The 16,486-nt window shown below is 43.5% G+C and carries 17 protein-coding genes; 9 read left to right on the top strand and 8 right to left on the bottom strand.

Annotated features, from left to right (window positions below):
* Positions 1-180: 180 nt before the first annotated feature.
* Positions 181-1,188 carry a LacI family DNA-binding transcriptional regulator gene (locus tag N1249_RS02565; protein ID WP_259834273.1) on the top strand — a complete coding sequence of 336 codons (1,008 nt, stop codon included), beginning with the start codon at positions 181-183 and terminating at the stop codon, positions 1,186-1,188.
* Here the strand turns inward: N1249_RS02565 and fosA are convergent.
* Entirely contained in the window at positions 1,174-1,599 is a 426-nt protein-coding gene (fosA, locus tag N1249_RS02560; protein WP_259834272.1) for a FosA/FosA2 family fosfomycin resistance glutathione transferase, read from the bottom strand. The two genes, N1249_RS02565 and fosA, sit on opposite strands and share 15 nt — an antisense overlap.
* Before the next feature lie 184 nt (positions 1,600-1,783).
* Here fosA and N1249_RS02555 point away from each other — a divergent pair, with 184 nt between their 5' ends.
* From N1249_RS02555 to N1249_RS02535, 5 genes are all read left to right on the top strand, one after another.
* The gene (locus N1249_RS02555; protein ID WP_259834271.1) at positions 1,784-2,335 is read left to right on the top strand and encodes a hypothetical protein; all 552 of its coding nucleotides are present in this window, start codon (positions 1,784-1,786) and stop codon (positions 2,333-2,335) included.
* A gap of 200 nt (positions 2,336-2,535) precedes the next feature.
* Positions 2,536-3,540 (top strand): tryptophan--tRNA ligase, encoded by a 1,005-nt coding sequence (gene trpS / locus N1249_RS02550; protein ID WP_259834270.1) that lies wholly within the window; start codon positions 2,536-2,538, stop codon positions 3,538-3,540.
* Between the two features lie 212 nt (positions 3,541-3,752).
* Positions 3,753-4,928: a fimbrial protein gene (locus N1249_RS02545; RefSeq protein WP_259834269.1), complete on the top strand. Its 1,176-nt coding sequence runs from the start codon at positions 3,753-3,755 to the stop codon at positions 4,926-4,928.
* Positions 4,929-5,550: 622 nt separating this feature from the next.
* The gene (locus N1249_RS02540; protein WP_259834267.1) at positions 5,551-6,120 is read left to right on the top strand and encodes a fimbrial protein; all 570 of its coding nucleotides are present in this window, start codon (positions 5,551-5,553) and stop codon (positions 6,118-6,120) included.
* Between the two features lie 221 nt (positions 6,121-6,341).
* Positions 6,342-6,710, top strand: a complete 369-nt coding sequence (locus N1249_RS02535; RefSeq protein ID WP_259834266.1) for a hypothetical protein — start codon at positions 6,342-6,344, stop codon at positions 6,708-6,710.
* A gap of 128 nt (positions 6,711-6,838) precedes the next feature.
* Here N1249_RS02535 and N1249_RS02530 read toward each other — a convergent pair whose 3' ends face one another.
* On the bottom strand, positions 6,839-7,105 hold the full coding sequence (locus N1249_RS02530; protein ID WP_259834264.1) for a hypothetical protein: 267 nt from the start codon (positions 7,103-7,105) through the stop codon (positions 6,839-6,841).
* Between the two features lie 458 nt (positions 7,106-7,563).
* On the opposite strand from N1249_RS02530, the gene N1249_RS23235 reads away from it, so the two are divergent.
* From N1249_RS23235 to N1249_RS02520, 3 genes are all read left to right on the top strand, one after another.
* A complete protein-coding gene (locus tag N1249_RS23235) occupies positions 7,564-7,767 on the top strand; it encodes a DUF1187 family protein (protein ID WP_409193160.1) in 204 nt (67 codons plus the stop codon).
* A 689-nt stretch (positions 7,768-8,456) separates the two neighbouring features.
* On the top strand, positions 8,457-9,377 hold the full coding sequence (locus tag N1249_RS02525; protein ID WP_259834263.1) for a fimbrial protein: 921 nt from the start codon (positions 8,457-8,459) through the stop codon (positions 9,375-9,377).
* A 149-nt stretch (positions 9,378-9,526) separates the two neighbouring features.
* Positions 9,527-9,838 carry a hypothetical protein gene (locus N1249_RS02520; RefSeq protein ID WP_259834262.1) on the top strand — a complete coding sequence of 104 codons (312 nt, stop codon included), beginning with the start codon at positions 9,527-9,529 and terminating at the stop codon, positions 9,836-9,838.
* A gap of 139 nt (positions 9,839-9,977) precedes the next feature.
* Here the strand turns inward: N1249_RS02520 and N1249_RS02515 are convergent, their stop codons facing one another.
* The 6 genes from N1249_RS02515 to N1249_RS02490 form a co-directional block, all read right to left on the bottom strand.
* A complete protein-coding gene (locus tag N1249_RS02515) occupies positions 9,978-10,460 on the bottom strand; it encodes a hypothetical protein (protein WP_259834261.1) in 483 nt (160 codons plus the stop codon).
* Entirely contained in the window at positions 10,453-11,223 is a 771-nt protein-coding gene (locus N1249_RS02510) for a winged helix-turn-helix domain-containing protein (RefSeq protein WP_259834259.1), read from the bottom strand. Before N1249_RS02510 ends, N1249_RS02515 begins: the two co-directional genes overlap by 8 nt.
* A 127-nt stretch (positions 11,224-11,350) precedes the next feature.
* The gene (locus tag N1249_RS02505; RefSeq protein ID WP_259834257.1) at positions 11,351-12,523 is read right to left on the bottom strand and encodes an HD-GYP domain-containing protein; all 1,173 of its coding nucleotides are present in this window, start codon (positions 12,521-12,523) and stop codon (positions 11,351-11,353) included.
* A gap of 24 nt (positions 12,524-12,547) precedes the next feature.
* Positions 12,548-13,180 (bottom strand): hypothetical protein, encoded by a 633-nt coding sequence (locus tag N1249_RS02500; RefSeq protein ID WP_259834255.1) that lies wholly within the window; start codon positions 13,178-13,180, stop codon positions 12,548-12,550.
* Between the two features lie 48 nt (positions 13,181-13,228).
* Positions 13,229-15,724 carry a fimbria/pilus outer membrane usher protein gene (locus tag N1249_RS02495; RefSeq protein WP_259834254.1) on the bottom strand — a complete coding sequence of 832 codons (2,496 nt, stop codon included), beginning with the start codon at positions 15,722-15,724 and terminating at the stop codon, positions 13,229-13,231.
* Positions 15,725-15,755: 31 nt separating this feature from the next.
* Positions 15,756-16,472 (bottom strand): molecular chaperone, encoded by a 717-nt coding sequence (locus N1249_RS02490; RefSeq protein ID WP_259834250.1) that lies wholly within the window; start codon positions 16,470-16,472, stop codon positions 15,756-15,758.
* Between the last annotated feature and the right edge of the window lie 14 nt (positions 16,473-16,486).

Genomic DNA, 16,486 nt, shown 5'->3' with positions numbered 1-16,486 from the left:
ATCCTCTTACTGATAATGTTTAGCTAATAAATATTATCTGCGTTATAAATGAGCAAATCACGGCATTCAGAAAAGCGACGGCACTCACAAAGTTCACGCTTCGCTGAATAAGAAACGTGATCGGCGGCGCGGAAGCGAACAGTTAGGGTATGATGCGAATTCGCGAAAGGGAGAGGACGGATGAAGCGAAAGACTAAAGTCACGATGAACGATATTGCGCGGGCGGCAGGGGTGTCGCAGGCGACGGTATCGCTGGTGCTCAACCAGTCCCGCAACATCAAGCTCAGCGACGACACCCGCCAGCGGGTGATTAGCGTTGCCACCGAGCTCGGTTACGACCGCCTCCCCGCCATTCACGCCCCGCGCAACCAGGAAGAGATCGCCCTGCTGGTGAGTTCCCTGCAAAGTTACGATCCGTTTATCGATGCCATCAGCCAGGCGCGGGAAGCTGCGTGGCGCAATGAAACCCTGCTTACCGTGTACGACTACGGCGACGACATCGAGCTGGCGCTGAACATCATCCGTCAGCTGGAGAAGCGCAACTGCATCGGGATCATCCTTGCGTCCCCCGTCACCACGCTTGTCGACATGACCGAGTTCAGGGACTGCCCCCGTATTCCGCTGGTGCTGCTGAACCAGCGCGATCCTGACTCGCCGCTGCTGCCGTCGTTTATCCCGGACGACTACGCCAACGCCTTCCAGGTGACCAAACATCTGATTGCCTGTGGCGCGACGCGTATCGCCCACATCACCGGAGAAAGCTGGATGGAGGCCACTCGTCAACGGCTGGCAGGCTACCGGGCGGCGCTACAGCAGGCCGGTTTAACGTGTGACGATAGCCTGGTGCGGCAGACCAACTGGCAGTTCAGCGAATCCTTTACCGCAACGGCTGCATTGCTGGAGCTGACCGAACGCCCGGATGCCATCTTCTGCGCCAGCGACTGGCTGGCGATTGGCTGCTACCAGGCGCTGGCGGTAAACGGCATCAATATTCCGCAGGATATGCTGCTGGCAGGCTACGACGACCAGAAGATTTCCGAGCAGCTCACCCCGTCGCTGACCAGTATCCAGCTGCCCTACAGCGAACTGGGGCGGCTGGCGGTGGAGTACCTGTGTAATCAGGAAGATGCCGCCACGCACGTGACGCTGGCGGGCAGGCTGAAGGTGCGGGCATCAAGCCTCGTCTGAGGTAAAAATCATCCCTGCGTAGGGCTTTTCCCGACACGCCGCCAGCCGCTCGGCGAGGTTGCCCACGTGCAGCTCCAGCTTGTGCCCGTCCGGGTCGAGAAAATAGAACGACGCCCCCTCGCTTTTATTCTGCTTCCAGACGCTGACGCCCGCCTGTTCAAGCTTGCGCGAGAACGGCGCAAAATCCTGTTCCGCCACGCTAAACGCGTAATGGGTATAGTCACTTTCCTGCGGCGGCACGACACGGCGCGTCTCATCGTAAGAGAGGCAGAGCCACAGATCGCCGCAGGTGAGGTAGGCCCCGGTATTCCAGCGGGCGTGCAGCGCAAGCCCCAGCAGCTCGTGCCAGAAGGTGACGCTTTTTTGCAGGTCGCTGACCGCGAGGGTCAGGTGGTTGAGTGATTGCAGCATGACGTGCCCCGTATGACTGAAATTTAGTTAATTGATCTTACCTCTACAGAGCCTTTTCAAAACCATTCCGGAGTAATTTGCATTAAGTGAACTCCATATTTAGCCCCCCTATAATTGACAGCAGTAGATGCAGAAGATCTTGTTATATGATACTCGCTATCATATACCTCGGACATATAACCAAATGAAAAAAATCATAAAATACCGTTTAAGCAATCTTCAGACATTCATAATTTCTTTTTTCTTAATAATTATCGGTTGTAGTATAACGCGGTATACCAACCTTGAAACCGCATGGCTTTTTTTGTTGGGCGGGCTTTTTTTAGCATTTATATCACTTCTGGAAAGCAAGCGTCTTTCGCGCGTTGAAAAAGGGATTTCGCTCATTTTCTTTGGGATTTTCATGGGATTAGGAATCCCCGAACTGTTTCAAAAAAACTATAAAGACTTAATGAACCCTGATTTCAACGAGAACCTTGCTATATTTACTCAAATGGCTTTTTTTGTTTGTGCCGGAGCCGGAGGAGGTGTACTCGCCAACCATGCAGAGAATATTAAGACGGTCGACGTCACACAAAATACTCAAAATGGAAATGTTGACACAGCATTAAACTATATAAAAATATTGCAAGTAGAAGCCATATCACAGCGTAAAAAGATAGAGCAGTTAAGGTTAGTTATAATCGTGGCTGTAGGCTTGGGTTTGGCAAACCTTATCGTAACCATTTTAAAGTAGAGCAGGATGCAATTGAATTGTTCAATGATTATGATACTGTAGTTGTATGAACATAAACCACGCCGTGCTCACCGTAAACCGCTGGTGGCTGCCTTCTTAAAGGCGGCACGGAGTAGTTTTCCCCATTTTCAGATAGCCGCCGAAAGGCGGCTTTCACATTTCTAAGACCCCTTTCGGCAACTGCCCATTAAGGAGTCTTTATGAGCGCACCAACCATCCTCACCGGCGATCGCCCAACCGGCCCGCTGCACCTTGGCCACTTCGTCGGATCGCTGCGCCAGCGCGTGGCGCTCCAGCAGACGCACAGCCAGTTTGTGCTGATTGCCGACCTGCAGGGGCTGACCGACAACGGCAGCAACCCGCAGAAGATCCGCAACAACATCCCCGAAGTGCTGGCCGACTACCTCGCCGCCGGCATCGACCCGAACCTGACCACGATCTGCCTGCAGTCCGCCCTGCCCGCCCTCGCCGAGCTGACGATGCTGTATATGAACATCGTCACCGTCGCCCGCGTGGAGCGTAACCCGACGGTGAAAAACGAGATTGCGCAGAAGGGCTTCGCCCGCTCGCTGCCGGTCGGGTTTATGGCCTACCCCATCAGCCAGGCGGCGGACATCACCGCGTTTAAGGCCGAGTGCGTGCCCGTCGGCGACGACCAGCTGCCGATGATTGAACAGACCAACGAGATTGTGCACAAGATGAATAGCCTGCTGCCCGCTCCGGTGTTGCGCCACTGCAAGGCAATACTGAGCGACACCAGCCGCCTGCCCGGCATCGACGGCAGCGCCAAGATGTCGAAATCGCTCGGCAACACGCTGCACCTTTCCGCCAGCGAAGAGACCATCCACCGCGCGGTAAGCGCCATGTACACCGACCCGAACCACCTGAAAGTGAACGATCCGGGGCAGATTGAGGGGAATGTGGTGTTTACTTACCTCGATGCGTTTCATCCGGACAAAGACAAGGTTGCAGCGATGAAGGCGCACTATCAGGCCGGCGGGCTGGGAGACCGGGTGTGTAAGAACGAACTGGAAGCGTGCTTGCAGGAGCTGATTGCCCCGATGCGCGAGCGGCGGGCGATGTATATGCAGGATAAAGGCGCACTTATGGCGATAATTCGGGAAGGCAGCGAGCGAGCTTACGCCCTGACCCAGACGACGCTTGAAGAAGTGAAAAGCGGATTAGGATTACCGCGATTGTCGTGAAAGCGAGAAGGAAGGCCGGAGCTGATGCGGCTTTCCTTTTTTAGAAAGTTAAATAAAAGCTAAAATGACGTAGCTAAATCCGAAAATAGTAGAGTTGCGGGCTTTGTATTTTCAAAAACAATTAAAAGATGAGAACATAAATTAAATAAGTTACAGAACTGAATTAGTTACATTGCTAATTATTTCACTATTTTTTTGGACATTTTAGATTTATGAAATGTAATCTTCCGAAAGCGCTATGGGCCTCGCTGATCTTCACATTTATTTTCTTTAGTGGCCAAATGTATGCAGCAGAAAGCGCTGAGAACAGGGGACTGCTGAGCAATACCTGTGATGTTTCAAGTGGACTGTTTTCTAAAACTCGCGTTGCAGAATCAGATAAGTCGCTGAACTTATCGAAGGTATTCTCTCAGTCCTCAATTTATTCGGTGACCTATAACACCAGTTGGTCAGGGAAGATGTCCTGTACTTACGGGATTGGGCTGGACAATGTCTTCTTCTTTACCGGATTTAATAACAGCCCCGTCTACTTACACTTTTCATCCAGCGATGGTCAAGAAGAATACTGGATTAAAACAACTGCAACCATTTCCGGGAGTACTAAAGAGAAGGTAAACGGAATTGCAGGCAAGCACTCTATAGCCAGTTATCAGACTCAATACACTCTTGTTTTTGAACTCCTCTCCAGCGCCCCGTCTGGAGTGAGTAATATGACAAAAAGTACCACCAGTGGTGTATTATCTGTAATTCCTGCGGTAATGAGTGGTCACGGTGATGGCAGTAATACCTATGACTGCAATATCTGGGGAAACAAGTGTTCAACTTATGGCGAAAACGTCTGGGACTATATGATCAACGACACTGCAACCTGGTCAACCAGCCGCTATATCGCCTATGAAAAAATGAGCATTCAGTTCGCACCAAACCAGACGACGTGCAATCTGACGCATGATATGACGATTAAATTGCCCGCTGCGTCGATGGATCGTCTCACCCGCAACGGCGAAGATTCAGGCACCACGTTCCGTTTACCGATTGAATGTGCAGATGCGCTTGCTGGCACCACTTCCACACGAAATATTCGTGCATGGCTATCCAGCCACGATATTCTGAATGATGCGGATTCGGGTACGGTGCTTGTCAACGATGACTCAACGGCTGGCGGCGTGGGCATTTCATTAAAGAGCCCGATTACCGGTCGGGATATTATTTTTAGCGCGAGCTCTTCAGGCTCTGATGCAACAACCTTACTCGAAATCAAGGCCGGTGATGATATTGAGAAAGTAAACTATATTTCACTTAATGCTTACTATAAAGTGTACAATGTAACCGCATTAACAGCCGGAGAAATAGTAGCGACCGCCCAGATTATGTTTGGCTATGACTAGTATGGGCAACGCTTATTAATTTCACAGATAGTCACTCGCCAGCGATGGTGCGGTCAGAAAGTGTATTGCTATTCACCCAGGCCTGAATCAGGCCAATAAACCTTCCAAACGTATAATTTTTAACACTTCCTCATTCCTGTCACGAAAAGCCAATCACGGTATAAATTATACTCGCCGATATGGCGCCCCCCCTAAAAACAAAAACTCAAAGCCTGATTTACATATCAAAACTAATAATGTTGATGGATTATTAATTGATTTAGCGTCAAAACTTGTTTAAAAACTGTAATAGCGATCACCAGTAAACATATCAAATGAACAGTTTTTCTATTTTTAACCCCTCATCAACATGCTTGTTTTTCGAACAATCGTGCTATAAAAACCCAATATCAGAGTAAAACTAGAATTTTTAACTATAGAAATGAGTAATATGTTTGGGTCAAAGTCCCTATTTATTTTTAAATGTTTTTAATTTCGATGTTTTTCTAACTGTGTTTTGATTATTGCCATTCTCAGGCGGGAAAAGCCCCCCATTGTTTTTCCTTGTCCTGTGAAGCTAAAGCAAACGAAAGACATCGAATTCACTCGATGACAAAGTATCAATCAAAAAAAGAGAAATATCATGTTCAAGAAAAGCCTGGTCGCTGCATCACTGATTGTAATGAGTGGTTCTGCATTTGCCGCTACTGATGAAGGGGTTGCAGGTGGTACCATTACTTTCAACGGAACCGTAACGGATACAACCTGTAATGTGACCACTAATAATGGTTCTGATTTCACCGTAAACCTGGATCCGATCACAACAACCGATCTGACTGCTAATGGTACTGGTGTAGTCACTGCGGGTGCTAAACAGTTCTCTATGGCAGTATCTGGCTGTACTGGCTATACCGATTCAAGCGAAGCGCTGAAAATCAGCTTTACCAGCTCCAACGTTTCTGACGACGAAAAATATCTCACTAACTACAGCGGTACTGCTGAAAACGTTGGTATTGCTCTGACGACTGACGGCTCTACCCTCGTTAATTTGAATGAAGCGCTGGACACTGGCTTTACGGGTGCTGACTTTGCATCTGCTGATGATAGCCAGACAATTAACTTCTATGCTAACTACTATAACTATGGCGGAACCGACAATGTTGCGACGGGTACTGTTGTAACTACTGCCACTTATACCTTCAGCTACGAATAATAGTATCTCCCTGTACAAACAGTGAGGCCAAGCCACACTGTTTGTACATAAAAAAATAGATTACCCTTCTTTTTCAAACTATAGCATTAGGTATTCATAATGCATACATTTCTTTATTAGAATTAAATCACGATAGAAAATACAACGCCACCAAACACATTCAATTCATACTATACATTAAGTTTTTTATGAAATTAATCTGTACATCAATGGTATTACTGATGCCTTTATTTTCTACAGGCTGTGACAGTAACGATGAACCAACAGTAAAAGACATGATCTCGTCAATTAAAACACGATTATATGCAGATGCTGAATGGATAGGAGAAAGGAACGGAAAAGAAGACCATCGTTACATTTCTATTATTTCACTGGAAAAAAGTATGAAATGCAAACAGTCTAAGGATGCAAAAAGTGAGTTTGAATGCCCTGTCACGGTCCATTTCTCCCGGAGCGAAGAACATGGTAGTCGGAGTAAACATGCCAGCATGGTCAATTTAAAAATGACGAACCAGGCCGGAAAATGGTTCTGTGATAATTCAGTAGTGGCTTCACTGCACACATCGAGTCAAAACAAACAAAGTCGCTAACGGATGTTTATTAACATTCTCAACTTTTATTAAATCAGGCCACTCTTAGTCAAAAGATTACTCTTTCCGGGTCTGTATTTAATATCAATGAGCTAATTATTACTATCGAAGATCTCTGGTGATTATTATCACGAAAAGTTCATCGTAATAAATCTTGCGGCCACGGAGTTACCCCGATAAGAAACACTTTCTTCTTTCACAACGGTATGGATCACCGAGCCGGATGGGGAGGCGCACACGCCCCCCTCACCATCATTGATGGCCCTTTCTAAACATGTATTTCTGGCAGAATACGCATTATCGACGACCTTGCCAACAAAGTTTATTTCGTGCGCACATACATTTAAAGAAGATAATGTAATTAATGCCATAGAAATTTTAAATATTCTAATCATCTTCATATCCTCAGCTGTTTCCTGAGAAAAATACTACACCCGCATTTCTCATTGGCAATACTTTGAAAATGAATTTATGAAATATTTTCAAAAACCATTCAAATGACATTTTTATTTAATTAATAAAGCCTGGAGTTTAATAAAAACACATATTAATTCAACATTATTTTTACAAACTGCCGTGGAGTTCATTTTTCGATGTGGTCCTCACAAACATCATTACTGATTTGCACATAAAAAAGCTTAGATTCAATACAGGGTTCTCGTCTTGCTCTCCTGACGGCGTAACTAATTCACTTGCTATCGTTATATTTATAAATAACGAGTAAGTTTTAATGAGTTTTAATTTATCATTAAGGAAAACAGTGCTAACGTATGCTTTAGTTAATAACTTTACTTATTGGCAGTTATTGTGACTCTCAATATTTAATAGGCACTAATTTTTGACACAATAAAAAATGTATAAAATAACCGCAATAATTGAAAAAGATGGTGGTCTTCCTGTTAAGTGGACGCGCTACTCAAATAAAAAAATCTCCATGAAGGATTGTATTAAAAGCTTCAGAAAAGTTAATGTCGTAGGTAGAATGTATGATGTACGCGTAAGTATTACTGACTTTAAATGTGAGAAGGTAACAAACCAGAATGCACGCATGAGCTAAAAACCATACCTGCACGTTTATCTGTCTAAAGAAACGAGCAGGTAATCACTTCGACATTAACAATATTTGATGGATCCATATTAGAGATTTAGCCTGTCATAAGTTATTCACCAGTGACTCCAGAAACTGAAAATACTAACAACTTTGATATCAACAAGAAAAAAGCATGTTAACAAGTTGTTTGTATTTACTCGGAAACCATAATGAAAATCCTGCAAATGAAAAGAAATAATTTTGCCCTGTTCTAACCATCATATCATGACAGCTTTGTGAAGCTAAAATCGCTTTAAAAACAGAAGATAAACCTATAAAAACAACACAAACAAGGACTAAACACCATGAATTAATTTTTAATTTATTTTATACACTTTTATTTTAACTATTGCGATCTCTATGTTTTAATGAATGAAGCTAAGAATAGATGACTACTAAATTCAAAACTGATACAGCGTATTATAGGTACTCTTCGTACGCAAGAACTGAGACTCCCCCTCATGATTTACAGACGTATAATAGCCTTCATACTTTCCTTCATCGTACTAATGTTATTTAGCAGCCAAATTGCATTTGCATCATGCGGAATAACATTAGGCAGCGTTAAACAGTCAAACAAGTCCCTCAACCTATCAACCGCTTTTGCATCCTCATCAACGTATACCGTTTCATATACAACAAACTGGTCCGGTAGCATGACGTGCACCACCGGTATTTTAGATACAGTATATTTTTTCGATGCATTCGGCGGAAATCCTGTATATATGAATTTCAGCAGCACAGATGGCTCAACGGATTACTGGATAAAAGTTACGAATGAAATTACAGGAAATACTAAACAGAGCGTATCCGGTATAACCGGCATTCACGGTATGAGTAATTACCAGACTCAGTATACCCTGACGTTTGAGCTACTAAATTCGGCACCAAGCGGCGTTGCCGATTATACAAAGACAACCACCGGAAGTTCGATTAACCTCTATCCGGCCATCTTAAGTGACGGCGATTCCAGCTCTAAGTATGACTGTGTTCTGGTGTGGAGTTGTTCCACCTACGCGCAAAACGTTTGGGATTATATGATGAATGACACAGCCAAATGGTCGACAGCGCGATATATGGCTTACGAGAAGCTCAGCGTACAATTTGAACCAGAACAAACAACATGCAATCTAACAAAAGATATCACGATTAAATTACCCCCTACGACTATCGACGTGTTAAACGCAAGTGGTGAGGCTCCGGGTACCAGCTTTCGCCTACCAGTAAGCTGTAGAGATGCCCTGGGCGATTCGATGTCGACTCGCAATATTACAGCATGGTTTTCCAGTAATGATATTTTGAATAGTGCCGATACAGGAACCATACTGGTTAATGAAGACTCAGAAGCAGGTGGTGTAGGCGTATCCGTTCGCTCAACAACCAGTGGAAGTGATTTGATTTTTTCAAGCGGAACATCAAATTCTGGTGCCACCGCTATTCTTAATATCGCAGAAAACGACTCTGTAGAATCGGCATTCAATATCAATCTCTATGCCTATTATAAGGTCTATAATGCTTCTGCACTGACGACGGGTTCAGTGACGGCAACAGCTCAAATCATGTTTGGCTACGATTAATTAAAAGACCAGCAAAAGGATCCTAAGTGGCACAAAAACGATAAACGAAGCCTTCAGCTAAACATTGTGCCACTTAAAGATTGAGAAAAGAACAAACAGTGTAGCCCTCCTAAAACATAACCAGGATAATAAATTAGAGTAACTACCAAGTGAAAATCAACCCACAAAAAGAATCTGAAATAAGAATATCTGCAAATGAAGAGTTCAAAGAAATTCTTGTTTCACTTTTTCCCAGGGATCATGTTTGCGCCCGTAAAATAGGTAATTTCATACCAGGAGCCTTTCCTTATGAATATATACCAATAATCCACAGGCACCTCAAGAGACACCAGGCGATTCAGGCTCGTGAAAAAATGCAACGATGGCTTGTGGCTAATTTTTCACATTTAGAAACCAGCGATACGGAAAAAAGATTTGCTGAAATGCAAGTAAGGAGATTACTAACTGTCTTAAATAAATAGACAGTAAGGTCATCTCGCATTGGTGGTCGCGTTGCTCAACACAATGGAATGAGGATATGTATCAACATATCCTGGTTCCAAAAACAACTTTGAAGGACAGGGGCGGAGCGGAGTTATCAAACGTCGATTATTAGCAATCTTACAGATTTACACAAATAAATAATGGGCTTACGGCATTGCTGAAAATGATATAATTATCATTAGCACCAATATTAACTGATAGCTTTTGTGTCAATGGCAACATTTTCTTTAATCTTTCATGGATTTTGTCAGACACATTGTCATGTATCGACGTATCAATGGAGACTGGTGTCAAGATATACTCACTATCCTCCTTATGTTGATACGTGAAATTAACGAGGCGAGAAATAGAGTAGTCTCCACCTTTGTCATCCATAGTACCTGAAATGTAATAACGCCCAGTTTTATTCTTATTAAAGACAAAAGACACATCGCCTGTAAAGTTAAACCCTCCATCTTCAGCAATGCCATGATAATTCATATAAGCTCTACAGGTGGACTTAAAATACTCTGGGCCCGGCAGGCGTAAAATGAGTAAAGTCGCTAAAACAGCAATATTAATCGCCAGCAATATGATAGATATTAAACGCATTTTATCCATTACTCCGACGGTACAGATAGTTGTATCGGTAATTATTCTCACAATACGCAAAGTCATTGCTACCCGGCTTAGCGGCGCATAATGCCAAAAATACGCGCCCAACATGACCGAAGTAAACACTAGGCTGTACTCGAATAAAAATGCTCATATTTCCAGAAGCGCATTGTTTTTCGATATCTGGATGCAGGTCATAGATAATATCCTGCATTATCTGTTGATATGATGCATACTTAGTCGTATCAGAAAGCACATCACATTTTTTTAATGTAAATATTTTAACTGTCTCGTGGTTACCAGCAACACCCGAGACTTTATTAAGCTCATAAAAACAAGCCAACATGCTGATGACAACCAGTGCCCACAGCATAATATTTATCGCCTGGCTCCGATTATCCCGGAGTTTTTTAGTGAAACTGCTGTTTCTGTCCGGATGCAGGATAACCGGATATGAACCTGAGACTGAAGAATGCTCTTCCTGATGTGGAAGATCTTGTGGCACGATCTCAGTAACTGCGATTGCTCTGGAGAAGATGAACCCCTTTTTTGGCTCAGAAACGATGCAGTCCTTGGGAACCCCCATCTCATATAACGTCTTTCTTATGATGCTAATATATTGATTTAGCGAAGAATTCGAGCCATGATGCCCCCGACTCTCCCATACTTCACTTAATAAAAAGTCGCGCTCAACAAGTTCACCATAACTTGACAACAGGATAGTCAGAATTTGAGCTGCTGTTTTAGTTAATTTTTTTTCTTCCAGCACACTGTCACCCTCGTGCTGTACGATCCAATCTGATTCAGTGTCAAAAACAATGTTGTCAGCGATGCGATATTTCATAGAGTTAATATAGACACATAAAAAGGAGGGTTGTTGTTAATGACATAACTAATCATTTAAGAATAATTTTGCCTACACAATCAAAAAGAGCATAAATGTTACGCTTGACAATATCAACAATCAACCCATCCAATTTGCCCTGCGCCACTTCACTATCAAGTATATCCACCACCTGCGATAACTCCATTCCTTTACGATACGGCCTATCTTCCGTTAATGCGGTAAACATATCGGCGATAGCAATTATCCTCGACGTTTCATCCAGTTCGTTAGCATTTAAGCCAAACGGATAACCAGAGCCATCCAGTCGCTCATGATGATTTGCTGCCCAGGGGATAATCTCTTGCAATGATTTGATATAACTAAGCATCTCAAGAGTTTTATAGCTATGTTTTTTCATCAACGCACGTTCTTTTCGCGTTAGCTGCCCTTCTTTATTCAGTATTTCTGAAGGAATGTATACCTTGCCAATATCATGCAAATAACCGGCGATGCCAATCTTCTGCTGCTGCTCCTGTGGATAGGACATCAGGCTGGCAATTTTAGCCGCAACATGGCTGACACTGGTGCTATGTGTAACGGTAAAACTGCTGTGGATATCCACTATGCGAGCCAGAATCAGGCAGATATCTTTAAGATCTTCAAGCGTCACGTAAGAATCTCGTAACGGGCTTATCCGTTGTAAAACCTTATGCATATTACTGGATTCCAGACGCAACCAAAATACATCGTCCTTAGCAAGGCGATTCATTGCATCCACGATTTCGTGACGAAAATCTGAGTGACGGGAAAAGAAATCCTCCACCAGGGTCTCAGAATAGGAAATAAAATCTTCATCCTGCTTATTTAGATAAAGTTCAAAAGCATCAGAAAAGTAGACGATATCATTAACCAGGGTGCAATTACTTTCCTGTACATAAAGAGAATTACTGATGCGATTAAACATAGCAATTTCATTCTGAACTTCCAGCCCGTTTAGATAATAACCGCCAAGAATATCTTCCGCGTCCAGGCGGTAATTCTGAGCACTTTTCAGCAATAATCCCAAATCATGTAGACTGGCAGAAATGAAAACATCTTTTATTTGTGCATCTGATAATTTCAAATTACGTGCGATGTAAAAAGCGATTAAAGAACTTTGGCGCAGGTGCAATGCCAAATCGCTAAAAAGTGGCTCAACTACCACATTAATTAAATTTAAACAATCTTGGACGGAAATTTTCATTAAAATATCTATTTACGGTCGACATTAAAAATAACAGACATTGTCTTGCAGCGTATCCTGGTGATAAAGAATGATTACTTTATTCTTTCTCTCTACATTATAAAAAGAAATGTACCCCAGATAGAATAAGAAGTTAATAGCCAGCCACAGTTCTATGTTACTCGTAAATCCTAACTTCGTCATTGCTGCACGTTTATAACGAGATGTGGTTTTAAGATTACTTATATCCTGGCGAGCAGATTTAAAATTATCATACGGAGAGATATATTTCGTAATAGTGACACGCTCATTCTGAGTTAATGTCATTAACTGGCTAATGTCGTTTAATGAATGTGGTTCTTCATCATGGGTAAAAAAACCAATAATGTCTTTCTTCAGCGTATTGATGCCATTATCCACACTGATAATTTTTCTGGTGACTTTCCCAATATATTTCCGGCAAAGTGTGTAATATGGCTCCGAGCATATAATCAAATCATATTCCTCGAGCCGGTACCGCTTACCAGAAAGGATATCCTGAATTCTCTTTTTCTCAGAAAGAATCAATATCCGCCCTTCATTCTCGGGCCAAATTTCAGGCTCCAGCTCATCAAAGATGTGCTGGATAGCCAATGAGAGAAAAGCATTATCAGAATCGATACAATATCTGTGAGACATAATTCCACTAATTTTACTTGTTTGATTGTAACCACCACATAGTGGTGGTTATTTACACACATTTAAACTATCTTCTGCCGGTGACGTTACTGTGCAGAACTGCTTATGCTTTTTACTGCTAATATTAACTTTCAGAACTTTTGGCAGTTTATCTGCTTTCAAATATACCTGACTGCCCTGAGATACATATCCCAATAGATTTTCACTTGCGTCCATTACGGATGCACCAAATGGCAGTGCTTCGTTTTCGGGACGCATAATATTTAGCGTGTATGTCTTACGCGTATCCGTTTTATATTTCAAATACGTAATACTACCTTCATAAGGCGCGATGTATTCAATATTCCCTAAAAGATCCACGCTACTATCCTGCGTGCCGTCAGGATCCAGACGATAATGGTTCTGACGATAGGCGACGGCACTGGTTGATAACGCACGCCCACTGGAATTAGTTCTTACCGCTGTATTACCATTAACGACTGCATTATTTAACCCTGGGGCATCAATAATCACAAAATTACGCCCCGTGGTACCTGATGCCAGCACACCGGAGGACCAGGCCAGAATATTGCCGCTGGCACCCAGGCTGAGCTGGCGATAGTCTGAGGCTTCTGTCAGACCTGCACTCAGGCTGCTATAACTATTATCCCATGAAGCATAGAGATCTGCCGAACGTGACTTAACATCATTATCGTTCGTTAACACCATGCTATAGCTAACATCCTTCATTTCGCCGCTGAGGCTCACGTCAGATGATGCATATTTCCCTTTTTCAATGGTGGTACGGGAAGATACCGTTGCACGTGTATCAAAAATACTCATCGGGATAGACATTGAGAAATAAATGCTCTCATCCGCGCTCTTATTTTTTCTCAGGTTACTGACTTCATTACCGTCATAATCAGTGTCGTAATAGCTCTGAGTATACTCAGTACGCCGCAGCGATAGACTATAAGTTATATCTTTGTAATTATTACTGTAAGTCAGGTTGTACTGACGATTACTACGCTGATTATTCCAATAGTCACGCCAGTATCCTGTAAGGGTTAATTTACCTAAATCCTGCGGCAGTGTTTGCGATACTGATGCGCTGAATGCCTGCTTACTGTTTCGCGTTGTGCTTGTATAACCGTATTGCTCAAGGTTTTCCTTAGAGGCGATATAGTCGCTAAAAGAAGCATAATCCTGTGTGCGATAATAATAAGACGCTAATGTTACGTTAGTTTTTGTCTCGAAGTACTTACTCCATGAAATGGAGTATTTCTCACCACTCTGTCTCTCCGAATCCGGTAATTGGTAATGTGCTTGTTCAACTGTTCCGGAGAATGAACCGACATAGGGCAAAGAAACCGTGCTGCCTGCCAACCATGATTTATAGTCATTATTAAGCGTTAAGCCAGCAAACAAGGACGTATAGTTGTTTACACCATAGGTGTAGCTATATTGCACAAATTTCGAATTGTCATTCGAATTGCGCATGTTCACCTCACCCATATTCAGGCGATAGTCGCTGGTCCCCGGACGCAACATGCCAGGCATGGATGAGAACGGGACGATAAATGTCTCAGTCTGGCCACTGCTGTTCTTAACTTCAACGTGAAGCTCATTTCGTGAGCCAGTGGGCATTAAATCACGAATCGCGAACGGTCCTGGAGGCACGGTAATCTGATAAATAACGTTACCATCCTGCAATACGCGAACGACTGCCGAACTGGTAGCCAGACCGCTCACTACAGGCATATACACTCGCTGGCTGTCCGGCAACATCTGCTGACTTTTGATTACCGACATACCGCGAAAGCGGATGCTCTCAAAATACTCCGATGACGTGTTAGCATCACCGAGTCGTAAAATAGCGTTGATGCTTGCAAATGGACGCTCAATATAGCGCGTGGAGTTGCGCCACTTGCCCGATTCCCCTGAACTTGAGCGGCTATAGCTGGAGTTATCAATAAGATGCCATCCGAACAGGTTCAGCCCACTGTTAAGGGACAAATAAACGTTATCCGAATCGGTATAACCCTCTTTTTTCCCACGAAAGTTGTAATAGCTCAGGTTATAGTTGGTATAGGCGCCGTTGATACCGGTATCCCATCTTTCCGGAGATACCCAGTTTCTTTCACTCCGCGTCACATACGCCTGAGGGATTTCGAGATTGACCCGCATTTCGCCGGGTTTCAGTGAGCTTGAGCCGCCATGGAGTATTTTATCAACATCGATATACTCCCCCTTCTCAGCATCAAGAACCGGCCCTAACTCACGAATATCAAGCTTGTGGGCTTCGTCCGTTTTTATCTTCAGCGTGCCTTTGTTATCGTTCCCGACAATAAAGGCGAACTTCCCTTTCCAGTCATCATTAATATAAACATCAAACTCATATTCCCCTGGGGTCATAACAACAGCTTTATTGTTCCAGTCCATATTTGCTGAATTTCCCATCAATAAACTGTTATTGAAGTCTTCAGCAAAGGAGCAACCAGCATATAGCGCAGCCCAGATGGAATTAACTAATAATCCCCGACGAAGGATATTCTTATATTTCATGTTCTGTTGCCCAGGAGATCTGGTAAAGGAGTCAACTAATTAATGCATAACGCTTTGAACCGTAGTCATCAATCCATGCGGCGCGGTAACTTCCCGCTTGCTTAATACTTCCAGCAATTTGCATACAACTGAACGGCGAAATAAACGCAGCATTTGTTAATAGGTTTTTTTCTGTCGTTTTCTTCTTAATATCGCCACCGTGCCAGCTCACAATTTCCGTAATGGTGATGTAGTAAGGCGAATCATTTTTCAGACAGGTCGCACCCGACTGCTGGCTCAGGCTCACTTTTTTAATCGTTTCATTACTGAGTTCAGACAAATTCTCTGGACGATAAAGCAGCTTGATGCGGCTGCGCAATGCGACCTGTAAATAGTTGTCACCGTCTTTTGATGCTTCCGGTACCGGCGGAACATCCAGCACATTGAGCCAGTAGACGCTCTCTCTGTCTTTTGGTAGTTGTTCGCCATTAATCAGCGAGAGTTTCAATGCCTGTCCATCATTCGCGGCCATTTTGACCACAGGTGGTGTCAGACTAAACGGTGTTTTAATGGTTTCCGGTGCCGCACCCGGGTTTCCTGTATCGATCCACGATTGAACAAGATGTGTAGTTTTACTGCGGTTTACGAGCTGGATATTGACATACTTCGACTGTGCCGGGTAAATAATGCGTGTCGCATTGATCACTACGCTGGCATTTCCTGCAAAAGAAATGACCATGGCTGAAAATAATAATATTAACTTTTTCATTATATGCTTCTTAT

Origin of the sequence: Enterobacter sp. CP102, assembly GCF_025152625.1 — a bacterium.
GTDB classification, from domain to species: domain Bacteria; phylum Pseudomonadota; class Gammaproteobacteria; order Enterobacterales; family Enterobacteriaceae; genus Enterobacter; species Enterobacter soli.
This window is presented reverse-complemented; position numbering and strand designations above follow the sequence as displayed.